We start from the raw sequence: 24,334 nt of genomic DNA, 5'->3' as shown, positions 1-24,334 counted from the left end.
GAATAACCTCTGATTTACCTCTTTGGGTCCCCGGAACTACCCCGGTTCCACCTCTCTTCAGCTCCGGGGGCCGGGGAAGCAAAGAGGACCTATTTAAGAGGAATAAAGGTATCAATGAGGTGCAATGCAGGTAAGATTACTATGTCATGCGGTGGTAAAAACTGCCACTGGCGGGGCTAACTGGCCATGCCGTTCGGAATAAATTTGATTTTTAAGTTGTTAACCTGATTACTTTTGCACTCAATTATTATGGCAACAACAAAAAGAGGTATCGTTTTAATGAACCTGGGGTCGCCCGATTCAACCCGGGTAAAAGATGTACGCAGGTATTTGAATGAATTTTTGATGGATGAGCGCGTGATCGATATGCCCTACCTGAAGCGCTTATTATTGGTGAAGGGTATTATTGTTCCTTTTCGCGCACCCAAATCGGCCCATGCCTATTCAACTATCTGGACTAAAGAAGGCTCGCCGCTGATGGTGATAAGCAAACAATTGCAGGAGGCCTTGCAAAAACAGGTTACCGAACCGGTAGCCCTGGCCATGCGTTATGGCGCTCCGGCGCCCTGGACCGCTTATGATGAGCTGTTGGAAAAAGAACCTGGGCTTGAAGAAGTAGTGTTAGTGCCTTTATATCCGCATTATGCCATGAGCAGTTATGAAACGGCTGTGGAATATGCAAAGGAAGCACATAAAAAAGGAAAGTATTCTTTCAAGCTCACCATCATTCCGCCTTTTTACGATAATGCTTTGTTCCTCGAAGCATTGGCAGACAGCATTAAGCCTTACCTGCAGCAACCTTACGATCAGATTATATTTAGTTACCACGGCATTCCCGAACGGCATGTTCAAAAAACAGATCCTTCCGGAACCCATTGTTTAAAAGCGGCCGATTGCTGTAATGTGAGCAATGAGGCGCATAAATTTTGTTACCGGCATCAAATTCTGGTCACTACCAAAAAAGTGGCGGAGATGCTTAACATTCCCGCTCAGAAATACAGCTATGCATTTCAATCACGGTTAGGCAGAGACGAATGGCTGAAACCCTATACAGCACAACGCCTGACTGAATTACCGGGGGAAGGCATAAAAAAATTATTAATAGTTTGTCCGGCTTTTGTAAGCGATTGCCTGGAAACAGTTGAAGAGATTGCCATCCAGGGCAAGGAATCATTTATGCAGGCTGGTGGCGAATCGTTTACGTTGATCCCCTGTTTGAATGTGCATCCGATGTGGGTGAAGGCGTTAGCAGGTTGGGTTAGGGAATATTGAATATCGAATGTTGAATGTTGAAGTGAAGGCAGCACATTATCCCATTAGCACATTATCCTTATGTATAACTACATCAAAGCACTCCACATTGTATTTATTGTAACCTGGTTCAGTGGCATGTTTTATATTGTTCGGCTGTTTGTGTATAACACAGAAGCTGGCGAAAAAGACGAGCCTGAAAAAAGTATTCTTCGTAAGCATTTCTCCATCATGATCGAACGCCTTTGGTTGGGTATAACCTGGCCATCGGCTGTACTCACCCTGATATTTGGGCCGCTTATGTGGTGGCAATTGGGAGCATTACCTGGATGGTTATTGATAAAACTTTTTTTTGTACTGGGGTTATATGCCTACCATTTTACACTGCATGCTATTTACAAACAGCAAATGAATGGGGTATTTAAATACAGCTCACAGAAGCTGCGCATCTGGAATGAAGTAGCAACCATCTTTTTGATTGCCATTGTGATGTTGGCTACAGTAAAACAAAACATGAGTGTGGTGTGGGGACTGGTTGGACTGATTGGTTTTGTAGTAGTGTTAATGAGTGCGATAAAGATCTACAAGAATATCAGGATGAAGAAGAAGTGATGAGGCAATAAAAAAACCTCCCGAGGAGGTTTTACTAAAGGGTCACAAATGTCTTTACTTCCCGAAAACGGGTTGCGTTCGTAGGCACTGCACAATTGCCTGAATGGTTTTCCACAGGCATAACCAGAGATTAAAAACGGGAAGGTAACGGATTACAAAAAAGGTGTAAAAAAGAAAAAACCTTTCCTTTGTTTTAGAATTTTAAAGGAAAGGGGAGCAGGACTACTCCCCTTTTTAACCCCTAAACCCTAAACCGTAGAAAAGGTTTTTCATATAATGAGGTAAACAGTAATCGTTGTTAAGAGCGTTTGTGTTAAGGACTTAATACTTAGAAAATATCGTACCAAAAATCACTCAATCACACATTTTACTTCGCTATTATTTTCAACATTTTTCATTCTTGTAAAGAGCACCTAAATAGTTCCATAAATTATGCCAAACGTGATTTTTGTGGATAAACCCAGCATAAAATCGCATGCTCCATTAAAAATCTTTCAAACAACTCCGCATTACCCAAATAAGTGTATAGCCATTGGGCACGGTATAATTATAACCGCAAAACCGCTCGTTTTCTTAAGAATTATGAATAAAAAAATTAGTGGTAAAACATACATTTTGGTGATAGTATAAATTATGTTGAAACAACGAAAGTGTATGCGTGTGAGTCCCAGTGCGAAAGGCGAAAGGCGAAAGGTGAAAGGCGAAAGGTGAAAGGTGAAAGGCGAAAGGCGAAAGGCGAAAGGCGAAAGGCGAAAGGTGAAAGGTGAAAGGCGAAAGGCGAAAGGTGAAAGGTGAAAGGTGAAAGGTGAAAGGTGAAAGGTGAAAGGTGAAAGGTGAAGAAAATGCCGCGGCGCAAGATCGTTTATTAATCACAAATTCGCGAACCATGTTTGCCGTTTGCCGTCTGCCAGCCTGCCCCGACCTGTCGGGGTTTGCCGGTTCCCACTTTGCAAGCTTTTAATCAAAAGCAGTACATTATCTGTTATACTATGGTGCATAGTGGTGAAACTTAGAACTGGAGCAAAGAGCTTAAAACGAAAAACTTTGAACCAGGAACCTTGAACCTTGAACTGGCGACGGAAACTGGAACCGCCAACTTTTTCTGTAACTTTGCACACTTTTTGGGGCTGCGGAATCTACGGTATTTTTCCCTGGCCTGTAACAACAGTGTTTAAACAGATTTACCCTGAAATATATGGCAGTTAACTACAGAGAGTTTCAGAAATTGAATTTGCCTGTTATAGAACAGGAAATGTTGGCTAAATGGAATGAAAATCAGGCATTTGAGAAAAGTGTGTCGTTGCGTAACAACGCCCCTTCCTTTGTTTTTTATGAGGGTCCGCCCAGCGCCAACGGAATGCCCGGAATTCACCACGTTATCAGCCGCACGTTAAAAGACCTGGTTTGCCGCTACAAAACCATGCGTGGCTTTCAGGTTAGCCGCAAAGCCGGCTGGGATACCCATGGCCTGCCAATTGAGCTGGGGGTAGAAAAAGAACTGGGAATCACCAAAGAAGACATTGGTAAAAAAATTACTGTTGAAGAATACAACCGCAAATGCCGCGAGGCGGTTATGCGGTATAAAGATAAATGGGACGACATCACCAAGAAAATGGGGTATTGGGTTGACCTGAACGATCCCTATATCACCTTCGAGAACAATTACATAGAAACTCTTTGGTACCTGCTGAGCAAAATGTACGAAAAGGGCTTGTTGTATGAGAGCGTGAGCATTCAGCCTTATTCGCCCGCTGCCGGTACCGGCCTTAGCTCGCATGAACTGAACCAGCCTGGTTGCTACAGAAATGTAAAAGATACCAGCGCCGTGGCCATGTTCAAAGCCATCAGGGACGAAAAATCGGCTTTCCTGTTTGATGCCATCAGGGATTCAAACAAAGAGGTTTTCTTTATGGCGTGGACGACCACTCCCTGGACGCTGCCATCGAACCTGGGCTTAACGGTAGGTGGGCGCATCACCTATGTATTGGTGCAAACCTTTAATCCATATACCCATTTACCGGTTAACGTGGTGCTGGCCAAAGACCTGCTTGGTAAATACTTTAAACCCGAAGCCGAGAATGGAAACTTTGAGGCATATCAGGAGAAGAACTCCTCCCCCACCGGGGGAGGCCGGGAGGGGGCCTTGCCCTGGAGAATTTTGACCGAATTCAAGGGTGCACAAATAGAAGGTTGCCAATACGAACAATTATTGCCGTTTGAAGCCAACTCGCTGCAGTCGATCACCGCACTGAACCCCGATGCCAAACCTTTCCGGGTTTTGTTGGGTGATTTCGTAACCACTGAAGATGGTACCGGTATCGTACACACCGCGCCTGATTTTGGCGCCGATGACTTTAGGGTGGGGGCTAAGTATAACATTGGCGGCTTTAGCGGAGTAAATAAATACGGTAAACTGGAAAAACTGGTGCTCGTTGACCGCACCGGCAAATTCGTTGAAGGGCTGGGCGAGTTCAGCAACCGGTACGTAAAGAACTATAAAGACGAGAAAGATTATGTAGATGTGAACGTTGACATCAGCGTGAAATTGAAAAAAGAAAACCGCGCCTTTAAGGTGGAGAAATATGAGCATAATTATCCCCACTGCTGGCGTACAGATAAACCGGTGTTATACTATCCGTTAGATGCCTGGTTTATAAAAACAACCGCCCTGAAAGACAGGCTGGTAGCCCTGAACAAAACCATTAACTGGAAGCCAAAATCAACCGGTGAAGGCCGTTTTGGTAACTGGCTCGAAAATATGGTTGACTGGAACCTGAGCCGCAGCCGTTTCTGGGGTACCGCTTTACCTATCTGGAAAACCGAAGATGGCAACGAGGAAAAATGCATCGGTTCGGTTCCGCAGTTAAAAGAAGAAGCCGCCAAAGCCGATAAAGCATTGGGTACCAATAATGCCCGCCTCATGAACGAGCTCGATTTGCATAAACCTTATGTAGATGAGATTGTGCTGGTAAGCGATTCGGGCAAACCCATGAAACGCGTGCCCGATCTTATTGACGTTTGGTTCGATAGCGGCGCCATGCCGTATGCACAATGGGGCCTCGATCATGAAAAGCTGAAAGCCGGTGACCCCATGCCTTTCAAAGAGCCATTCAGCAAAAACTTCCCGGCTTCCTTTATAGCCGAAGGGGTTGACCAAACGCGTGGCTGGTTCTATACCCTGCATACCATAGCTGGTCTGTTATTTGATTCTGTTGCTTATCAAACCTGCGTATCCAACGGGCTGGTACTGGATAAGAACGGAAACAAAATGAGCAAGCGCCTGGGCAATGTGGTTGATCCGTTTAAGACTATTGAACAATTTGGCGCCGATGCCACCCGCTGGTACCTCATTACCAATGCTTCGCCCTGGGAGAACATGAAATTCGACCTGGAAGGCATCAAGGAAGTACAGCGTAAATTCTTCGGCACTTTATATAATACTTACCAGTTCTTTGCGCTGTATGCCAATGTAGATGGATTTTCTTTTAAAGAAGACTATATACCACTGGAGCAACGGCCGGAGATCGACCGCTGGATACTTTCCTCCCTGAATACCCTGATAAAAAAGGTAACGGAGTATATGGACGATTACGAGCCTACTCAGGCCGGTAGGGTTATAGAAGAGTTTATGGATGAGCACCTTAGCAACTGGTATGTGCGGTTATGCCGTCGCCGGTTCTGGAAGGGGGAGTATGAACAGGATAAAATAAGCGCTTACCAAACCCTGTACGAGTGCCTGGAAACCGTGTTGAAGCTGATGGCGCCCATTTCGCCCTTCTTCAGCGATGCATTGTTCCAGAACCTGAACGCAGTAACCGGCATGCATAAGGTAGAATCGGTTCACCATGCCGATTTCCCCGTTAGTAACCCCGCTGCCGTGGATACTTCCCTGGAAGAACGTATGCAGTTGGCGCAGGATAGCTCCTCCCTGGTATTATCATTGCGTAAGAGAGTGAATATCAAGGTGCGTCAGCCTTTGCAGAAGGTCCTGATCCCTGTGTTGAACAAACACATGAAAAACCAGATAGAACTGGTGGAAGACCTGCTGAAAAGCGAGGTAAATGTAAAGGAAATTGAGTATCTGACTGAAGATAACGGCTTTATTAAAAAGAAGATAAAGCCTAATTATACGGTACTGGGTAAGAAGTTGGGCGGCAAAATGAAAGCAGTAGCAGCAGCATTAGCCGAATTTATGCAGGAAGACATAGCCAAATTGGAAAAAGATGGCACAATTTCATTGCAAATTGACAACGAACCCTTAATATTACAGACTAATGAAGTAGAGATCACCAGTGAAGATATCCCCGGGTGGATGGTGGCCAATAAAGATGCTCTCACCGTGGCTTTGGATGTAACCGTTACCCCAGAACTGGTTAGCGAAGGAAATGCCCGCGAATTAGTCAACCGTATCCAGAAAATCCGCAAAGACAGTGGTTTTGAACTCACTGATCGAATACTGGTAAAAGTAACCGAACACCAGGAGTTGAACCAATCGATCGCCCAATTTAATAGCTATATTTGTGCGGAAATTTTGGCAGACAAACTTGAACTAGTACCTGAATTACCAGATGGCACCGAAATTGAAGTGAACGATATTCCAATAAAAGTGTTCGTTACAAAAAAAGCGTAAAAGTATGGCAACCAAGAAAAAGGCGGCCAAGCCAGCAAAAAAAACGATTGCCCCAAAAAAACCGGCCCGTCCGGCCATCGGGGCAACCAAACCTGCTGCGAAAAAAGTAGTTGCTAAAAAAGATGTTAAGCCTGCTGCAAAAAAGGCAGTTAAACCACCTGTTGAAAAGAAGGCGCCGGTTAAACACCCGGCCGTTGCTCACCACCAGGTAGCTGCCAAGGCACATGCAAAACCATCCTCTTCGGCAACAACTACGGCCAAGCCAGTTGCCAAACCCGTTGAGATAAAAGAAATTAAAGAGATAAAAAAGACAGTGGAGGCTCCTGTTAAGGTCGAAAAGCCGGAAGTAAAGGTGGAAGTTAAAAAACCGGAACCGGTTATTCCACCTCCGCCACCCAAAAAACCGGAGCCCCCAAAACCGGTAAAAGTGGTGATTCCGGAGATAAAGACAAAAACATCGCGTCGATACGAACCGGAATTCACAAAATCAGTATTAGATCAACCAGAAAACATTCAAACAGGACCAACCATGAGATATAGTGATGCCGAACTGAGCGAGTTCAAAGACCTGATCTTGAAAAAAGCAGAGCAGGCTAAAAAAGAACTTACTTATTTACAGGGTTTAATAACCCGCAAAGATGAAATGGGTGGCGATGAAAACGAAAATCGCTACATGACCATGGAAGATGGCAGTATGAGTATGGAAAGGGAACAGTTGGCCCAAATGGCGAGCCGACAGATCAATTACATTGATCACCTGGAGAAAGCTCTCATGCGCATCGAGAACAAAACTTACGGCATTTGCCGGGTTACCGGTAAGCTCATCGATAAAGCCAGGTTACGCGCGGTGCCACACGCAACGCTGAGTATCGAGGCCAAGCAAATGATGAATAAATAGTCGTCTGCCTAATCGGTTGGTTATCATTCTGCTTGTAGGTGGAATGACGGTTTCATGCCAATAACGTATTATAATTAAAAAGCCCTGACCGTACGGTCAGGGCTTTCTATTTATTCTAGTTTAGAACCCTTTTGAGCTGTCCGGCGCCCAGAATGCGTCCGGCATTGGCTTCTCCAGCAAATACTGATAATAGAACTTATAAGCTTCATAGCGGTTGTGAACGCCCTTGGCTCCCATAATTCCATGCCGTTCGCCGGGATACATCATAAACTCAAAATGCTTTTTCATATCCTCCAGCTTATTAATGAACACCATGCTGTTCTGCATATGCACATTGTCGTCTGAGCTGCCATGTACAATGCGCAACAACCCTTTGTATTTATTGGCGTACGTCATTACCGACGTGTTTTTATAGCCTTCGGGGTTGTCCTGGGGCGTATTCATAAAACGCTCAGTATAATGCGTATCATAAAACTGCCAGTCGGTTACCGAAGAGTTGGCAATGCCGTACGGGAATACATCGGCGCCATAAGTAAGGGCCATGCAGGTCATGTAACCTCCAAAACTGCCGCCGGTGATGCACAGCTTGTTGCTGTCAACCCAGGGCTGGCGTTTTAACCATCGGCCACAGGCCATAAAATCTTCGATTTCATATTTACCTAACTGGCGGAAGATATAGTTTAAACCCTTCTTCCCAAAATGACCGCTGCTGCGGTTATCAAACGCAACCTGTATCATGCCTTCCTGTGCAAACCATTGGGCAGGTGAACCGGTTGGGCGCCAGCGATCGTATACGGTACCGGCATTTGGTCCGCCATAAATGCTGATGAGCACGGGGTATTTTTTAGCAGGATCGAAATTGATGGGGTAGGTGATCAGTACAGGCAGCTCAAATGCGCCATCGGTAGAGGTCACATATTTCAGTTCGCTTTTAGGCAGGTTATAATCATTGAAACTGCTTCCTTTGCTGCTGGCTACTTCTCTTATTACCTTGCCTTTTGCATCAACCAGGGCCAGGGCTGGTGGCGTGTTCAGGTTTGAATAACCGGTAATAAAGTAACTGCCGTTGGGCGATACGCTAATCAGGTCGTGGCTGTAATCGCCAAAACTAAGGCGGGTAAGGCCTTTGCCATCTAACCCGGCTTTGTAAAAATCAAAACGGGCGGAGTTTTCTTTACGGGCTTTGAAGTAAACCACGTTCGTTTTGCTGTCTATCTTGATAATACTGGTTCCCCAGAAATTACCGGTAGTGATGGGGTTCTTTAACTGGCCGTTATTATCGTAGTAATACAGGTTTTCCCAGCCATCGCGATCGCTTTTTACAATACAACCTTTACCGGCAGGCAAAAAGGTGATGCGTTCACTTTCATCCAGATCGATCCAGGTAGATTGCTTTTCATCGTATACCTCTTTCTTACTGCCATCCGTAAGGTTGATGCTATAGAACTTCAGGTTGTTTTGTTTGCGGTTCATCCATTGAACCCATAACTGTCCGTCGGGCGACCAGGAGGGCGCGCCGAAGTATTGATCGTCCTGGGCATTGAAGTCGGCCCAAACGGTGGCGTTGGTTTCAACGGAAGCTATACCGATCTTAACCTCGGGGTTTTTATCACCGGCTTTGGGATAGCGGGTATTTTCGAGGTAACCATGCTGGCCATCTATTACATAAATGGGGAATACCGGTACCTGCGATTCATCGAAGTGCATAAAGCAAAGGTGTTTGCTGTCGTCGCTCCACCAGAAAGCTTTGTACTTTGTAGCACGGCCCAGGATCTCCTCATAGTATACCCAGCTGGAGTAACCATTTAAAATGGTTGAAGAACCATCGGTGGTCAGTTGGGTTTCTCTGCTGGCAGCTACATTGTATAAGTACAGGTTATTATCTTTTTTTGTGTAGGCTGCCCATTTTTTATCGGGGGAGAAGGTAATGTTCACGCCGCCGGAAATGCTGGTAGAAGGTTGCAGCTGGCTCATATCCATATCGGGATAGGGAACTGCTTTCCCGGTTTTTACATCAACCATGGAGGTGGAAGTATGGCCGTCGGCCTCCTTTTGGGTAAGCAGATAATGTGTATCATCTGCCCAGCCTTTTACCATGGGTAACTGTTTAGCAACGTTGGTTTCACCGTTCTTGAAAATCTGATCGAAGTTGTAATTCTGCTTTTGAGCATGGGTAGAATAAGCAATCAGTAGCAGGCATGGCAATAGCCTGCCCTTAATAGCAGCCCTTTTCATGTAGTATGTTTAAATATTTGACTCGAAAATTAGCTATTTAGATAACTTGACAGCATTAACATGGCTAAATGGTTTAATTATTTGATGGTAGGGAAGAAACGGCTGTTACAGGTTACAGGGTGCAAGTTGCAGGGAAAACATGTATTAAGAAATCCCTATAACCTGGAACTTGGAACCTGACTTATTTAACTTCCTGCATATCAACTAATTTCCTATAAAAACCATTCATGCCAATTAACGTATCGTGCGTACCCCGTTCTACAATCTTACCCTTTTGCAATACGATTATCTCATCGGCGTGGCGGATGGTGCTTAACCGGTGAGCGATCACGATGCTCGTACGGTTTTCCATCATTTTATTGATGGCATCCTGAACCAGGCGCTCGCTTTCCGTATCCAATGAGGAAGTGGCTTCGTCGAGAATAAGTATGGGCGGGTTTTTTAAAACGGCCCGGGCAATGGTAAGGCGCTGGCGTTCGCCACCACTTAGTTTACTGCCGCGGTCACCTATATTGGTTTGATAGTTCTCTTCTTTTTTCATGATGAAATCGTGGGCATTGGCCACACGGGCAGCCTGCTCAATTTCAGCAATATTGGCAACAGGATTGCCCAGGGAAATGTTGGCGGCAATGGTATCGTTGAACAGGATGGGCTCCTGGGTTACAATACCCATTTGATCGCGCAACGACAGCAATGAGTATTCCTTAATGCTAACGCCATCTATCAACAGCTCACCGGTAGTGGCATCATGAAAACGCGGTACCAGGTCGGCCAGGGTACTCTTACCGGCGCCGGATGAACCTACAAAGGCAACCGTTTTACCCTTTTCAATAGTAAGGTTAATGTTATCAAGAATGGTGATGTCGTCGTATTTGAAGGTTACATTTTTGAATTCGATCTTGCTGCCGAAGGTCTGCAGTTGGCGGGGATTTTCAGCTTCCTTCACGGTCACCGGTGCGGTTAATACCTCTTCAACCCGGTCTATGGCGGCAGCGCCCCGGCGCATGTTATAAAATCCCTGGGAGAGTGATTTTGCGGGTTGAATGATCTGGTAAAACAAAGAAAGGTAGGTAATGAAGGCTTCAGGCGCCAGGTTTACCCCAAACACTCCCTTGTTAAATACCATGTACCCGCCAATAAGCAGGATACAGCAAAAGATCATTACGCCCAGGAATTCCGACATGGGAGAGGCCAGGTCGCGTTTGAATGCCATTTGGATGCGCAGTTTGTTCAGCCGGTGGTTGGTGCCAAAAAAGCGGTCACGCATCAGTTGTTCTGCGTTGAAGGCTTTTACCACCCGCAGGCCACCCAGGGTTTCATCGAGAATACTTAACATCAGTCCCTGTTCTTCCTGCGCCTCGCCTGATTGTCTTTTCAGGCTCTTGCTCACCTTGCCCAGGATAAACCCGGCAACAGGTAACAATACCAGCATTACCAGGGACAACCCGGGACTTAAGAAGATCAATGAAGCCAGTACTATAATAATGTTCAGGGGATCTTTTATCAATCCTTCCAGGGCGCCAACAATACTCCATTCTATCTCGTTCATGTCGTTGCTCATGCGCGACATTATATCGCCTTTGCGCTGATCGGTAAAATAGCTTACGGGCAGTACCAGGATCTTGTTGTACAGGTCTTCCCGGAAGTTGGTCATTATGCGGTTACGCAGCGGAATAAGCATGCGGAAACCAAGGTATAAGAAAAGGTTTTTTAATAATATGGATATGAGGATGGAAACACAGATGGCGATCAGGGCCTGGGTATAGCCGTAATGAATGATGAGATATGATAATCCATATTTCAACTGGTTCATAAGCCCCTCGGAGTTCCAGGCAACGGGCGGCCTTACTTTAAGCGGAGGCTCGTTGGAAAATAACAATTTTAAGAAAGGTGCCAGCATTGCCAGCGAAACCAGCGAGAAAATGATAGATAACAGGTTGAAAACGAGGTACCCTACAATCCTGCTCTTCTGGTCCCGGAGGTAAAAGAAAATCCTTGAAAATCGCTTCATGAATCAGTTAAATAATGAGTAAACGGTGCAAAGTAACTAATTTTACGGCTATTAAACCGTTAAGGAAATGCAAGAAGGGAAACGCCAAAAACAGGTGGGAAGTTTATTAAACGAAGAATTAAATTTAGTTTTTCAGCGATTGGGGCTGGGGATGATCGATGGCGGTATGGTATCCATATCATCCGTAAAGCTTACGCCCGACCTGCTGGAAGCCCGCGTATACCTGAGTTTGTTTCAGGTAAAGGATGCCGACAGCACCCTGAAAAAGATCGAGGAAAGAAGCTGGGAAATAAAAAGAGAGCTTACCGCCCGCGTGGCCAAACAGTTACGGCGCATGCCCGAACTGAAGTTCTTCATCGACGATACGCTGGACCATGTGTTTAAAATGGAGGAACTGTTTAAGAAGATCAATCCAGACGACGATAAGAATAAACAATAGAACAGATTATAGTACCCAAAACACATACTATTGAACTTTCTCTTTGCCTGGCGATATTTTAAAGCAAAAAAAAGCACCAATGCCATCAATGTAATTGCGTGGGTAAGCATTGCTGCTATTATGGGTATTACGTTTGCTTTTATTGTAGTACTGAGTGTGTTCAACGGATTTGAAGGGTTGGTAAAATCGTTGTATTCTTCTTTCTATCCCGATATAAAGATTGCTGCCAAAACCGGCAAGACCATTGTGCTTACACCACAGCAGTTGCAAAAAATTGCTGCGGTAAAAGGCGTGCGTGCCTATAGCCTGGTGGCAGAAGAAAAAACCCTGCTTATAAATGGCGATGTGGTTGTGCCCGTTAATCTCAAAGGAGTTGATACCTCGTATGAGTCGGTTTCGGGTGTGGCGCAAAAACTGATCCGGGGTAATTTTCAAACCGGTAGTGCAGATGAACCGTCGCTGGTATTGGGTAACGGGGTTGAAAATGCCGTGGGCATTGAAAGCGACAAATATCTTTATCCGCTTTCAGTATATGCGTTTAAGCGCGGGATGAATTTCAATGCAGCTGATCCTTATCAGTCGGTACAGGCAGCCAAGATCGTTACCTCCGGTACATTTCTGATCCAACAGGATATCGATAATCAATACGCCATTACCAATCTCGATTTTATGAAGGGGTTAATGGGATTGAAACCTGATGAATACAGCGATCTTGAAGTGGCGTTGAATGCCGGCGCAGATGATAAAAAAGTACAGAAAGAGATACAGCAACTACTGGGAGTAACCTATTCGGTAGAAACGAAGTACGAACAAAATCAAAGCCTGTACAGCGTGATGAGCCTGGAAAAATGGGCCATCTATGGCATTTTAACCCTCATGTTGATCGTTGCCGCCTTTACCATGATAGGCAGTTTAACCATGCTGGTAATGGAAAAACAAAAAGATATCCAAGTATTGAAATCGATGGGCGCCACTAATAAGCTGATACAAAAGATTTTTTTAACGGAGGGATTGCTGTTAGCAGGTATTGGTTGTGTGGGCGGGGTAATATTGGCGGTGGTCTTTTGCTGGGCTCAGGTGCGGTATAAAATTATTGCTATCCAGGGCGGTACCTTTTTAATTGATTACTATCCTGTACAAATAGTTGCTACTGATTTTCTGCTTGTATTGTTGACTGTATCGCTCGTAGCCTTCCTGGCTTCCTGGCTCCCTTCGCGCCGGGCAGCGCTGCAGCCAATTGAATTGAGGAGTTAAGAAGTTGAGGGTTAGGGTTATATGTGGGCGAAGAAAAAATGTTTCAGGGGGGATTACTTATTTGTAAAAAATCATATATTTGTTGTGCAGAGGGTTGCGGCCCGCTGCTCCCGCTGACGGCCGGTTACTCTTAAGGGGTAACCGGCCGCCCAGTTTTTAGAGGTGAATAAGCCGCTCATAAATTGAATCAGTGAAAATCATCTCTCTGGAAATTGTAAACAGGTTCCCGCTCTTTGTGATTACCCATACCAGCAAAATGCTTCTATTTCTATCAGGTTGTAATGCGCCAACAATTCCTCTTTTAATTTCCTGAAAAGAATAATCCCGTCCACACAGATTGAGAATAGCGATATCAGCCTTTTGCTTTGCTGCACTTAATATCAACCTGCTAATTGTCGGTTTTGATATCGGTAAATCTTTATCTGGTGTTTTTATATCTCCAATGAGTTGGCCATTTATTCGTACATCAGGATTTTTATTACAGAATACATCTGCCAAAAACTTTTTTCTAAGTTCTACTTCTTCTGCATGTAATAAGGGCAACATCTCTATTGTAAAACCATGATCTGCCAGGATCACACATGCCTCCATATTTTCTTCCAACTCATCTTTCCCATGCAATGGATGCAGATCAATATGGCCACCCGACAGGGTTAGGTATACCCGCACATAATCTCCTGTTTTACTCGGTATGATCTTTACGTTATAATCCATTGCGGCAGCACATATATCGTTTTTAACTACTTATAAATGTACTGAATTTGAACATACACCAAACAAAAAGCCCTCCCGATGCGTCGGGAGGGCTTTTAATATATTAAAGCTTCTTATTAATAATCGCCAAGGGTCTCTGGTAACTGAGCAAGGGCTGATGCCAGTTGCTCATCGTTAGGAGCGATACCATGCCATTCGTGGTGGCCTTCCATGAAGTCAACACCGGCGCCCATTACTGTTCTCATTAAAACAACTACTGGCTTTCCTTTACCGGTATGTTTTTTAGCTTCTTCCAAACCTGCTACTACTGCATCCACATCGTTTCCTTTGTCAAGGCGTATGACATCCCAGCCAAAAGCTTCGAATTTAGCGCCGAGGTCGCCCAGTTTCATTACTTTATCGGTAGGTCCGTCAATTTGCTGACCGTTCCAGTCAATAGTTGAGATCAGGTTATCAACACCTTTAGCGCCTGCAAACATGATAGCTTCCCAGTTCTGGCCTTCATCAAGCTCTCCATCGCCATGTAAAGTGTACACTGTTGTATTTTCGCCATTGAGCTTTTTGGTCAAAGCAGCGCCTATGCCTACGCTCATACCCTGGCCAAGCGAGCCGGAGGCTATGCGAATACCGGGCAGGTGCTCATGCGTTGTAGGGTGACCTTGTAAGCGGGAGTCGATTTTACGAAAGGTTGCCAGTTCTTTTACATCGAAATAACCCGAGCGGGCCAAAGTTGAGTAAAATACCGGGGAAATATGTCCGTTTGATAAAAAGAAAACATCTTCATTCTTAGCGTCCATATCAAACTGCGGATTATGCTTCATTACCTTGAAGTATAAGGCAGTAAAGTACTCGGTGCAACCTAATGAGCCCCCTGGGTGGCCACTGGCGCAGCCATGAACCATACGAACGATATCCCTGCGAATTTGTGTAGCAATGTCCTTTAAAGCTGGCATAGCACAATTAAAATTTGGGTGCAAAACTACAGGAATTGTTTTTTGTATCAATAAATCAAATTAAACTTTCCCAATATTTTTATATCAAAAGCCGTTTTATATAGGGATTTCCTGATTAAGATAAGTGTTATTATGGTTGGAAATCCGAAAATACGCTGTAATTTGCGGTGCTTTGTTGTGTGTGAGCCCCAACCGGCCCGATTGGTAGCACGTATTATATTCCAAGACTCAAAATCAGGCTGATGTTTGATGTATTATTTTCTATAGCTATTTCATTCGCAATTACCTTTTTAGCTATCCCGGTAATTATTACCGTTGCAGAACAGAAAAAATTATTTGACATTCCTGACGAAAGAAAAGTGCACCAAAGCCCTATTCCTTCTTTGGGAGGCCTTGGGATCTTTGCCGGGTTTATGCTGGCTTGTCTCATTGCCATTCCTTACCAGTCTGCAACCGACTTTCAATATTATTTTGCTGCAGCTTTTGTGATCTTCTTCCTGGGCCTAAAAGATGATATTCTTGTAATATCACCTATCAAGAAGTTCATTGGCCAGGTACTGGCTGCCTTCCTCATCATTTACAAAGGGAACATTCAGATAAAAAGCATGTATGGCTTTATGGGCATACATGAGTTGCCCGAAATGTTCAGCCTGTTATTAACCTACCTTACCATCATCGTTATTATTAACTCTTTTAATCTGATAGATGGTATTGATGGCCTCGCGGGTACATTAGGGTTAATGGCTTCTACCGTTTTTGGTTTTTATTTCTTACAGGTTAACATGCTGCCATATTCGATCCTGGCCTTTTCACTGGCCGGCAGTCTGATGGCCTTCCTGATCTTCAACTTTCAACCGGCAAAAATATTCATGGGCGATACGGGCTCGCTGCTCATTGGCCTGGTGAACGCCATCCTGGTGGTGAAATTCATCAACGTAGCTAATCAAACCGATATAGCAGTTCCTGTTATTGCATCACCTGCCATCAGCGTTGCCATCCTGGTAATACCTTTAATGGATACCTTACGCGTATTTGCGATACGGGCTTTTCACCGCCGCTCACCTTTTAGCCCGGATAGAAATCACATTCACCACCTGTTACTCGACAGAGGTTACTCACACCGGTCTATAACCCTTACGCTGGTTTCGATCAATATCCTGTTTATAGTGGCTGCTTATGCAGGCCGTAACCTGGGTTGTACCTGGATCATTCTGGCTATACTGATCGTATTCTTCGCCGGCATTGCGGCCTTATACTATACCCGGCCCCGCGCACGCCTGTATGTTGCCAAAACCCTGGAAGCGACCGATGGAGAACTGAAAAGTTCCAAGATCGTTCCCCTCACTACCGATACCATTCTGGAACATAAGAATTAATACAGATATCATTGATTGCCTGACCAGCCATACACCAGCTAAAAATTTTGTAGGTTTGCAGGCATTTAATATTTCTTCCTATGTCAGATGAATTAAATATTATTACGGAATCAGCCCAGGAGAACATGGATAAAGCCATTAGTCACCTGGAATCGGAATTAGTAAAAGTACGTGCCGGTAAAGCCCACCCAAACCTGGTTGACGGCATTGTAGTAGATTATTATGGAACGCCTACATTAATTAGCCAGGTTGGAAATGTTTCGGTAGCCGATGCGCGCACCTTAACCATTCAGCCCTGGGAAAAAAATATGCTTCAGCCCATTGAGCGGGCCATTATTGCCGCCAATATTGGCATTAACCCCCAGAATGATGGAAATATGATCAGGTTGTTTATGCCGCCTTTAACCGAGGAAAGGCGTAAAGAACTGGTGAAAAGAGCTCAGGGTGAAGGTGAGCATTCAAAAGTAGCCATCCGCAACATCCGCCGCGATGCTATGGAAGGGGTGAAAAAATTACAAAAGAACGGGTTAAGCGAAGACGTGTGCAAGGATGCTGAAAAGAACATCCAGGAAACTACCGACCGCTACATTGCGCTGGTTGATAAACACCTGGCAGCGAAAGAGAAAGAAATTATGACCGTTTAAAATGTTGAATATCGAATGTAGAATTTTGAATGTAGAAATCAATTCACTTCAAAATTCTACATTTTATTTTTATTCAATGCCTTCCATCTCGTAGTAACATATACCCCCGCAAGAATTATTACCAATCCCAGTATTTGCCATCCATTAATCGTTTCTCCCGCCAGTACGCCCCACGATAAAGCAATAAATGGAATACCATAGGTGACCATAGAGGCAAACAAACCACTGGAACGTTTTATAAGAATATAAAAAAGGATAGTGGCCACAGCTGTTCCCATAATGCCTAAAACCGAAGAAGCACCACTTGAAAACAGTACGCCCGTTTGGGTGAGGGGCAGGGAAAAATAACCGGTGAGCCAAAGAATTATTAAACAGGGCAGCAACAACATCGCAAAGCTTACCGCCACCACAGCCAGGGAACCAACTTCATGTAAATGACGGCCAACCAGGTTTATATTCAACCCATATAAAATAGTTGCTACTAACGCAAAACAGGAGTAGGAGAGGTATTGCATATTGATACTGCCTTTGGCAAAAAGCATTACCAGCATGCCACTGATGGCGATCAGCACCCCGATTAATTTGTGCAGTTGAAATACCTGGCCAAAGAACAACAGACCGGTAAAAATGGTAAAAACCGGCGTGAGTGAATTAAGGAACCCGGCCAGGCTGCTGTCGATCTTTGTTTCGGCAATGCAGAACAGATAAGCGGGAAAGAAACTTCCTAATACCCCCGATAAAAAAACATAGCCCAGCTTGTTGGGTGGAATATTTTTCCATAGCCGGATAGCTACCGGCAAGAGCACTATCCCCGCACTGAGGATGCGGATGGTGGCCACCTGGTAAGGAGTTAAATGTTTTATCCCTTCTTTCATCAGGATAAAAGAACTTCCCCAGATGATGCAAAGTGCCGCAAAAACAATTCCATTGATAAGGACTCCCCGGTAAGCTGACATGCAAATATTTGTTCAAAAATCAGGTATTAACTTTGAAATGTAATAATTTGAATTAAACATATTTTCATGGCTAATATAAAACTGAAGGAGATCAGTACCCGGGCGCCCAAAGACTGGGACAAAGAAGAAACAAAAGAGAAGACAGCCGCTATACTGGCCAAGCTTGACGAACTGCAGAATTTACTCTATGCCGAATCGAAGCATTCGATACTGGTGATTTTACAGGGCATGGATGCCAGTGGGAAAGACGGCCTTGTAAGAAAGGTGTTTACCAGCATGAACCCCCAGGGTGTAAACGTGCACTCGTTCAAGGTGCCAACTTCCGTAGAACTGAGTCATGATTTTTTATGGCGTATACATGCAGCAGTTCCGGCCAAGGGGATGATCCAGTTGTTTAACCGTTCGCATTACGAAGACATACTGGTGACCAGGGTGCATAAAATGATAGACGATAAAACCGCCAAAAAGCGCATGAAGGCCATTAATGATTTTGAGCAGTTATTGCAGGAGCATAACGATACCCATATCCTGAAATTCTACCTGCATATCTCCCCCGAAGAGCAACAGGAACGCTTGCAGGAACGCATCCACGACGTTACCAAACAATGGAAGTACAACGAAAGAGATTTTGAAGAAGCGAAATTGTGGGACGATTACATGGCGGCTTATGAGGATTGTTTTGAGCATTGTAACGATGTGCCCTGGACTATTGTACCCGCCGATCAAAACTGGTATAAAGAACATATTATAGCCAGCGCCTTATTAAAAACACTGGAAAAACTGGATATGAAATTCCCCGGGTTGAAAAAAGGTTAATGGGGAATTATTGTACGGTTGAAGCTAATGGTTTAAAAAATTAATATATTAGTTGTAAATATCTAACCATCAATAACAACTAAAACTATTTTTTATGGGTATGATGAAAGAATTTAAAGAGTTTGCCATGAAGGGCAACGTAGTTGACCTGGCAATTGGTGTTATCATTGGCGCCGCTTTTAGTAAAATTGTTAGTTCGTTGGTTGATGATGTTATTACCCCGCTGTTATTAAAACCGGCGTTGGAGGCAACTAATATGAAGGACCTGGACAAGTTAGTTTGGTTCGGAACTGTTAAAGTAGGCCTCTTCCTATCGGCAATACTTAATTTTATAATAGTGGCCTTTATACTGTTCCTGATTGTGAAAGGCATAAACCGGTTCAAGAAAAAAGAAGAAGCGGCACCTGCAGCTACTCCCGAGGATATAATTTTATTGCGCGAAATAAGAGATGCATTAAAGAAATAACCAATGCGGTTTTATATTTGCAAGGCATTTTGAATTTAATCAAAATGCCTTTTTTTAATCTATTCAATTTATATTATGAAGAAGTTGGCACTGGCCGTAGCTGTTCTTAGCATAACAGTTACCAGCATTGCACAAGACAAAACCGTTCAGGAGTTAAGGAATGAAGCAGGAAAAACAATCAAGAAAGACGAGAGTGATACTACGGTTAAAACCTGGAAAACAGGTGGCATGTTCAACCTTACGCTTGGCCAAACTTCGCTCACCAACTGGGCCGCTGGTGGTGACCAGTTCTCTTTTAACGGCAATGGATTATTTAATGCATTTGCATTTTATAAAAAGGGCAGGCATTCCTGGGATAATTCCATTGACCTGGAACTGGGCTATGTAAACACTACCTCACTGGGTACCCGTAAAACAAATGACCGCATAGACGGTACTTCCAAGTATGGTTACCAGTTATTTGACCATGTGTTCCTTACCGGACTGCTTAACTTTCGTACCCAGTTTACGGATGGATATAATTATCCCAATGATACTACTAAAATAAAAACCTCTACCTTTCTGGCCCCGGCCTATTTGATCCTTTCAGCGGGTTTGGATTGGAAACCTACCCCCAATTTTTCACTCTTCGTTTCACCTTTTACTTCCCGCTGGACAATAGTGAAAGACGATACCCTGTCGTCAAAAGGCTCTTATGGGGTTGATACCGGCAAAACAGTTCGTAATGAGTTGGGTGCTTATTTAACCGCGAATTACTATAAAGAGGTGATAAAAGGCCTTACTTATAAAGCCAAATTAGATCTGTTCTCCAACTACAAACACAATCCCCAGAACATCGACCTTTTCATGACCAACCTGCTTACCATGGCAGTTTATAAAGGTTTTGGCTTTACCATTGGCTGCGACCTGATTTATGACGATGATGTAAAGATCTTTGGGAAAAACAAGAATGGCGCCCGCATGCAGGTGCGGCAGTATGTAGGAATTGCCTACCAGCGAAAGTTCTAAATAATTGATCATGAGCGAAGTAGAAATATCGTAAGCCCCGGTTCTGAGGGTAGTCGAAGAACCGGGGTTCATAGTTTTCACAACTTATGTACAAATTGAAACCGGGGAGGCCTGTAATTTTCTGCAATTGTTTTTTTGGCGTACGTTTGTTGGCTCCCCGCCAATGCAGGGATGGGTTAAAATATTAGTAAGTGAGTCAAGCACCGTCATATCAAATCAAATTGCCTCAGTTTGAGGGTCCGTTCGACCTGCTACTGTTCTTTATTGAGCGGGATGAATTGGATATTTATAATATTCCTATCAGCAGCATTATAAAGGATTTCCTTGAATATATTCATGGTCAGGAACAATTGAATATTGAGCTTTCCAGTGAATTTATTCTGTTCGTTTCCACCCTGATGCGTATCAAGGCCAGGATGTTACTTCCCCGTAAAGAACTGGATGCGCAGGGTAATGAGATAGATCCCCGCCAGGAACTGGTTGACAAGATCCTTGAATACAAACGCTTTAAGGAAGCCTCGGCTAAAATGGCCGAAATGGAAGCCATCCGCATGCTGATGGTGCGCCGGGGTAATTTGTCTAAGGAAATTGCCACCATTGGGGAAGAAAGCGGAGAGGGAACTGAAATTCAAACCATTACACTTTTCAAATTGATGAAGACTTTTGAAAAGGTAATGAAGAAGGTTGAGCAGCGAAACGTAATGAAGCCGGTGCATACCGTGGTGAAGTACGCTTACACCATGGAAGAAAGCCGGGTATATGCGCTGGAAAAGGTGAAGAAAGAAAAGGTAATGCCGTTTGATAAGATCTTCGATGTTTGCCAGGACCGCATCCATGCCATCTTTATCTTCCTCTCTATGCTGGAACTGATACAAATGAAATATATGACCATCATGGTAGGTGAGGGGCGTAATAACTTCATTATTGAGTTGAACGAAAACTGGGAACAGGACGTAGATCCGGATCAGCCACCGCTTAACCCTGATGATGACCCCGACAGACAACCGGAATCAGTATTATAGGCAGTAGTGAGTAGTGAGTGGGTTCCCAATTGTTCAGAAGTCTAAATATTTGCGAGCTTACTCACTACTGACTACTCACTACTCACATTCACGACTCACCAGTTCTTATCGAAAATATATAACAGGACCGGTTGTGGCGATTGGTCGATAATTTTCCCCAGCTTTTGTAAAAAAGCCGCAGCCACCATGGGGCAGCCATCGCTTTGGCAAATAGGCAGCGGATCAACCTCGTTATTGGGAACAGCACCATAGGAATGAAGTACTACAAAACGTTTAAAGGCATTGCTGTTGGTGGCATCCAGCCCATATAATTTATACGCCCTGCCGAACCTGCCGGTGTATGGATAGCCAATTTTATACTTCCCCAGTGATGTACAGCCGCAACCCACTTCGTTGCCATATTGCCGGCCGTTCAACCAGTTTTTGTTGCAGCAGCCATGCGCTACCAGTCCGGCATCAGCAACCGCCTTTTTTTGAAAGTCATATACAAAGAACCGGTTCTTCCCCGAGCCTAAACTCATATCAATCATAAAACAGGTGCTGGTATTATACTTGTTTTGTTTGGCGTAGGCCAGCAGGGAAGTGGCATGCCCGTTTAACCGGGTTAGTATTTCCTTGTTTGACACTGCTGCTGAAATGGGAGATGGTTTGCCGGGTTCGAGTTTGGTATAATACCAGGCCGCGGCAGTTAATAAAAAACCAAGAAACAACGCCAGGGATAGAAACAGGATTCGTTTCATGTTGCAGGGTTATGGATAGGAAGACGCTAACCTGAAAGAAATCCATATTGAAAACGAGCGCTGGGGTGTTAAAAAAAAGTTACAGGTTTCAGGTTCCATGTTGCAAGGCTTGATATTCTAAAACCCTGTAACCTGAAACTTGTAACCTGTAACTGCCAGTTGCTTACAAAAGCCAATTAACCCAATAATTCACTTACAGTAACCTTCCCCTTCATCATTTCGCGTACTGCAGCGGCAATACCCGGTGCATCGAATGCACATTCATGATACAGTTCTTTGGGCGAACCATGTTCAACAATAGCATCGGGAATACCTAATATTTTTACTTCGGCTTTGTAATTGTGTTTTGCCATGAACTCCAGCACCGCGCTGCCAAAACCACCGGTAACGGTACCATCTTCTACAGTAAGCACCTTATCATACTTGTTGAATACTTCGTGTAACAAAGCTTCGTCGAGCGGTTTAACAAAACGCATGTCATAATGCGCAGGGTTCAGTCCATCCATTTTCAATTCGCGGATGGCTGCAGTAGCAAAGTTGCCGGGATGACCAATAGAAAGGATAGCGATATCCTGACCATCTTTCAGCTTTCTGCCCTTGCCAATCTGAATTTCTTCAAAAGGCGTTTTCCATTCAGGCAGTACACCCTGGCCGCGCGGATAGCGGATTACGAAAGGCAACTGCATGGTATCCAGCTGAGCGGTATACATAAGGTTGCGCAATTCGCTTTCGTTCATGGGGGCGCTGATAACCAGGTTGGGGATACAACGCATGTAAGCAATATCATAAGCGCCATGGTGCGTAGGGCCATCTTCACCAACCAGTCCGGCGCGGTCGAGCACCATTACTACCGGCAGTTTTTGAATGGCTACATCATGTACTACCTGGTCGTAAGCGCGCTGCATAAACGAAGAGTAGATATTACAGAACACCCGCATACCCTGTGTGGCCATACCGGCGCTGAGGGTAACCGCGTGTTGTTCGCAAATGCCCACGTCAAAAGCGCGGTCTGGCATTTTATCCATCATAAACTTGAGCGAAGAACCGGAAGGCATGGCAGGTGTTACGCCAAAGATCTTGTCGTTCTTTTCGGCCAGTTCAATAATGGTATGGCCAAATACATCCTGGTATTTGGGCGGTTGTGGGGTGTCGTATTTCTTTTTATAGATCTCGCCGGTGATCTTGTCGAACAAACCGGGTGCATGCCACAGCGTTTGTTCTTTTTCAGCCAGGGCATAACCCTTTCCTTTCACTGTAAGCACGTGCAACAATTTGGGACCGGGGATCTTTTTCATGTCCTGCAGGGTATCAACCAGCTTGGTGATGTTGTTGCCGTCGATTGGACCAAAATACCGCAGGTTCAATGCTTCAAACAGGTTACTGCTTTTGTTGATGAAACCTTTGATGCTATGTTCGAGCTTGCTGGCCATTTCGCGGGTAAAATTTTTACCAACAGGTAATTTGCCCAGCGCCTTCCAGATATCATCTTTGAAGCGGTTATAGGTAGGAGAGGTGGTGATATCAGTAAGATATTCCCTGAGCGCGCCCACGTTGGGGTCGATGCTCATACAGTTATCGTTCAGAATAATCAGGATGTCAGAATCAGCTACGCCGGCGTGGTTCATTCCTTCAAACGCCAACCCGGCGGTAAGGGCGCCATCGCCAATCACAGCCACCGATTTGCGGCTCTCTTTTTTGTATTTGGCAGCCATGGCCATCCCCAGCGCAGCGGAAATGGAGGTGGAAGAGTGGCCTACGCCAAATGTGTCGTATTCACTTTCATTGCGTTTGGGAAAACCACTAATACCGTGGTATTTACGGTTGGTATGAAATTCATCCCGGCGGCCGGTGAGGATCTTATGGCCGTACGCCTGATGCCCTACATCCCAAACCAGCTGGTCGTAAGGTGTATTGTAAATGTAATGTAATGCTACGGTAAGCTCTACCACACCCAGGCTGGCGGCAAAATGCCCGCCGTGTACACTTACCACATCGATAATGTACTGTCTTAATTCATCACAAACCTGATGTAACTGCTCTCTCGTCAACTGCTTAAGATCGGCTGGGGAATTGATGGTAGTCAACAATGGGCCGGGTGTAATGTCCATTTTAGCAACTAGATTTAGTAACAAAATTGATTTACAAAAATACAGCTTTAATGCATGAGCCCTAATAATGTCAATATTTTAACAGAACAAAAAAGCAGGCCAGGGTACAATAAATTGCCGCTTGTAAATAACAGGCATATTTCCCTGGCAATTTCACTACTTTGTAGTGCCGGTAACCTATTTATACGGCCATATATCCCA

General features: G+C 44.6%; 19 protein-coding genes. 12 read left to right on the top strand and 7 right to left on the bottom strand.

Annotated features, from left to right (window positions below):
• Positions 1-249 precede the first annotated feature (249 nt).
• The 4 genes from hemH to NIAKO_RS38250 all read left to right on the top strand — a co-directional run bounded on the left by hemH (position 250) and on the right by NIAKO_RS38250 (position 7,391).
• On the top strand, positions 250-1,272 hold the full coding sequence (gene hemH, locus NIAKO_RS28160) for a ferrochelatase (RefSeq protein ID WP_014221860.1): 1,023 nt from the start codon (positions 250-252) through the stop codon (positions 1,270-1,272).
• A gap of 60 nt (positions 1,273-1,332) precedes the next feature.
• The gene (locus NIAKO_RS28155) at positions 1,333-1,863 is read left to right on the top strand and encodes a CopD family protein (RefSeq protein WP_014221859.1); all 531 of its coding nucleotides are present in this window, start codon (positions 1,333-1,335) and stop codon (positions 1,861-1,863) included.
• A 1,195-nt stretch (positions 1,864-3,058) separates the two neighbouring features.
• A complete protein-coding gene (gene ileS, locus NIAKO_RS28145) occupies positions 3,059-6,493 on the top strand; it encodes an isoleucine--tRNA ligase (protein ID WP_014221858.1) in 3,435 nt (1,144 codons plus the stop codon).
• Positions 6,494-6,497: 4 nt separating this feature from the next.
• Positions 6,498-7,391 carry a TraR/DksA family transcriptional regulator gene (locus NIAKO_RS38250; protein ID WP_014221857.1) on the top strand — a complete coding sequence of 298 codons (894 nt, stop codon included), beginning with the start codon at positions 6,498-6,500 and terminating at the stop codon, positions 7,389-7,391.
• A 120-nt stretch (positions 7,392-7,511) separates the two neighbouring features.
• Here NIAKO_RS38250 and NIAKO_RS28135 read toward each other — a convergent pair whose 3' ends face one another.
• Both NIAKO_RS28135 and NIAKO_RS28130 read right to left on the bottom strand, forming a co-directional pair.
• Positions 7,512-9,626 (bottom strand): S9 family peptidase, encoded by a 2,115-nt coding sequence (locus NIAKO_RS28135; RefSeq protein WP_014221856.1) that lies wholly within the window; start codon positions 9,624-9,626, stop codon positions 7,512-7,514.
• A 181-nt stretch (positions 9,627-9,807) separates the two neighbouring features.
• Positions 9,808-11,637, bottom strand: coding sequence for an ABC transporter ATP-binding protein (locus NIAKO_RS28130; protein WP_014221854.1), 1,830 nt, complete (start codon positions 11,635-11,637; stop codon positions 9,808-9,810).
• Between the two features lie 67 nt (positions 11,638-11,704).
• On the opposite strand from NIAKO_RS28130, the gene rbfA reads away from it, so the two are divergent.
• Both rbfA and NIAKO_RS28120 read left to right on the top strand, forming a co-directional pair.
• Positions 11,705-12,076, top strand: coding sequence for a 30S ribosome-binding factor RbfA (gene rbfA, locus NIAKO_RS28125; RefSeq protein WP_014221853.1), 372 nt, complete (start codon positions 11,705-11,707; stop codon positions 12,074-12,076).
• Between the two features lie 30 nt (positions 12,077-12,106).
• Complete coding sequence (locus NIAKO_RS28120; protein WP_014221852.1) at positions 12,107-13,330, top strand: FtsX-like permease family protein; 1,224 nt, start codon at positions 12,107-12,109, stop codon at positions 13,328-13,330.
• A gap of 156 nt (positions 13,331-13,486) precedes the next feature.
• Here NIAKO_RS28120 and NIAKO_RS28115 read toward each other — a convergent pair whose 3' ends face one another.
• Entirely contained in the window at positions 13,487-14,044 is a 558-nt protein-coding gene (locus NIAKO_RS28115; protein ID WP_014221851.1) for a CdiA C-terminal domain-containing protein, read from the bottom strand.
• Between the two features lie 116 nt (positions 14,045-14,160).
• Positions 14,161-14,997: a transketolase gene (locus NIAKO_RS28110; RefSeq protein WP_014221850.1), complete on the bottom strand. Its 837-nt coding sequence runs from the start codon at positions 14,995-14,997 to the stop codon at positions 14,161-14,163.
• A 242-nt stretch (positions 14,998-15,239) separates the two neighbouring features.
• On the opposite strand from NIAKO_RS28110, the gene NIAKO_RS28105 reads away from it, so the two are divergent.
• Positions 15,240-16,373 (top strand): MraY family glycosyltransferase, encoded by a 1,134-nt coding sequence (locus NIAKO_RS28105; RefSeq protein WP_014221849.1) that lies wholly within the window; start codon positions 15,240-15,242, stop codon positions 16,371-16,373.
• A gap of 80 nt (positions 16,374-16,453) precedes the next feature.
• A complete protein-coding gene (gene frr / locus NIAKO_RS28100) occupies positions 16,454-17,017 on the top strand; it encodes a ribosome recycling factor (protein ID WP_014221848.1) in 564 nt (187 codons plus the stop codon).
• Between the two features lie 56 nt (positions 17,018-17,073).
• Here frr and NIAKO_RS28095 read toward each other — a convergent pair whose 3' ends face one another.
• Positions 17,074-17,973 (bottom strand): DMT family transporter, encoded by a 900-nt coding sequence (locus NIAKO_RS28095; protein ID WP_014221847.1) that lies wholly within the window; start codon positions 17,971-17,973, stop codon positions 17,074-17,076.
• 66 nt (positions 17,974-18,039) lie between these two features.
• On the opposite strand from NIAKO_RS28095, the gene NIAKO_RS28090 reads away from it, so the two are divergent.
• The 4 genes from NIAKO_RS28090 (at position 18,040) to NIAKO_RS28075 (ending at position 21,285) form a co-directional block, all read left to right on the top strand.
• Positions 18,040-18,789: a PPK2 family polyphosphate kinase gene (locus tag NIAKO_RS28090; RefSeq protein ID WP_014221846.1), complete on the top strand. Its 750-nt coding sequence runs from the start codon at positions 18,040-18,042 to the stop codon at positions 18,787-18,789.
• Between the two features lie 100 nt (positions 18,790-18,889).
• On the top strand, positions 18,890-19,255 hold the full coding sequence (mscL, locus tag NIAKO_RS28085) for a large conductance mechanosensitive channel protein MscL (protein ID WP_317043764.1): 366 nt from the start codon (positions 18,890-18,892) through the stop codon (positions 19,253-19,255).
• A 75-nt stretch (positions 19,256-19,330) separates the two neighbouring features.
• On the top strand, positions 19,331-20,263 hold the full coding sequence (locus tag NIAKO_RS28080; protein ID WP_014221844.1) for a DUF3078 domain-containing protein: 933 nt from the start codon (positions 19,331-19,333) through the stop codon (positions 20,261-20,263).
• Between the two features lie 221 nt (positions 20,264-20,484).
• Entirely contained in the window at positions 20,485-21,285 is an 801-nt protein-coding gene (locus NIAKO_RS28075; RefSeq protein ID WP_242675481.1) for a segregation and condensation protein A, read from the top strand.
• A gap of 95 nt (positions 21,286-21,380) precedes the next feature.
• On the opposite strand, the gene NIAKO_RS28070 is transcribed toward NIAKO_RS28075, so the two are convergent.
• Together NIAKO_RS28070 and dxs are read right to left on the bottom strand one after the other, a co-directional pair.
• A complete protein-coding gene (locus NIAKO_RS28070; protein ID WP_014221842.1) occupies positions 21,381-22,025 on the bottom strand; it encodes a murein L,D-transpeptidase catalytic domain-containing protein in 645 nt (214 codons plus the stop codon).
• Between the two features lie 176 nt (positions 22,026-22,201).
• Positions 22,202-24,133: a 1-deoxy-D-xylulose-5-phosphate synthase gene (gene dxs, locus NIAKO_RS28065; RefSeq protein ID WP_014221841.1), complete on the bottom strand. Its 1,932-nt coding sequence runs from the start codon at positions 24,131-24,133 to the stop codon at positions 22,202-22,204.
• Positions 24,134-24,334 lie beyond the last annotated feature (201 nt).

The organism is Niastella koreensis GR20-10, assembly GCF_000246855.1.
GTDB lineage: Bacteria > Bacteroidota > Bacteroidia > Chitinophagales > Chitinophagaceae > Niastella > Niastella koreensis.
This window is presented reverse-complemented; position numbering and strand designations above follow the sequence as displayed.

Excerpts from the sequence above, each read along its gene's own strand:
- hemH (WP_014221860.1), top strand. The coding sequence starts at position 250 with ATGGCAACAACAAAAAGAGGTATCGTTTTAATGAACCTGGGGTCGCCC.
- NIAKO_RS28155 (WP_014221859.1), top strand. The coding sequence starts at position 1,333 with ATGTATAACTACATCAAAGCACTCCACATTGTATTTATTGTAACCTGG.
- ileS (WP_014221858.1), top strand. The coding sequence starts at position 3,059 with ATGGCAGTTAACTACAGAGAGTTTCAGAAATTGAATTTGCCTGTTATA.
- NIAKO_RS38250 (WP_014221857.1), top strand. The coding sequence starts at position 6,498 with ATGGCAACCAAGAAAAAGGCGGCCAAGCCAGCAAAAAAAACGATTGCC.
- NIAKO_RS28135 (WP_014221856.1), bottom strand. The coding sequence starts at position 9,626 with ATGAAAAGGGCTGCTATTAAGGGCAGGCTATTGCCATGCCTGCTACTG.
- NIAKO_RS28130 (WP_014221854.1), bottom strand. The coding sequence starts at position 11,637 with ATGAAGCGATTTTCAAGGATTTTCTTTTACCTCCGGGACCAGAAGAGC.
- rbfA (WP_014221853.1), top strand. The coding sequence starts at position 11,705 with ATGCAAGAAGGGAAACGCCAAAAACAGGTGGGAAGTTTATTAAACGAA.
- NIAKO_RS28115 (WP_014221851.1), bottom strand. The coding sequence starts at position 14,044 with ATGGATTATAACGTAAAGATCATACCGAGTAAAACAGGAGATTATGTG.
- NIAKO_RS28110 (WP_014221850.1), bottom strand. The coding sequence starts at position 14,997 with ATGCCAGCTTTAAAGGACATTGCTACACAAATTCGCAGGGATATCGTT.
- NIAKO_RS28105 (WP_014221849.1), top strand. The coding sequence starts at position 15,240 with ATGTTTGATGTATTATTTTCTATAGCTATTTCATTCGCAATTACCTTT.
- frr (WP_014221848.1), top strand. The coding sequence starts at position 16,454 with ATGTCAGATGAATTAAATATTATTACGGAATCAGCCCAGGAGAACATG.
- NIAKO_RS28095 (WP_014221847.1), bottom strand. The coding sequence starts at position 17,973 with ATGTCAGCTTACCGGGGAGTCCTTATCAATGGAATTGTTTTTGCGGCA.
- NIAKO_RS28090 (WP_014221846.1), top strand. The coding sequence starts at position 18,040 with ATGGCTAATATAAAACTGAAGGAGATCAGTACCCGGGCGCCCAAAGAC.
- mscL (WP_317043764.1), top strand. The coding sequence starts at position 18,890 with ATGATGAAAGAATTTAAAGAGTTTGCCATGAAGGGCAACGTAGTTGAC.
- NIAKO_RS28080 (WP_014221844.1), top strand. The coding sequence starts at position 19,331 with ATGAAGAAGTTGGCACTGGCCGTAGCTGTTCTTAGCATAACAGTTACC.
- NIAKO_RS28070 (WP_014221842.1), bottom strand. The coding sequence starts at position 22,025 with ATGAAACGAATCCTGTTTCTATCCCTGGCGTTGTTTCTTGGTTTTTTA.
- dxs (WP_014221841.1), bottom strand. The coding sequence starts at position 24,133 with ATGGACATTACACCCGGCCCATTGTTGACTACCATCAATTCCCCAGCC.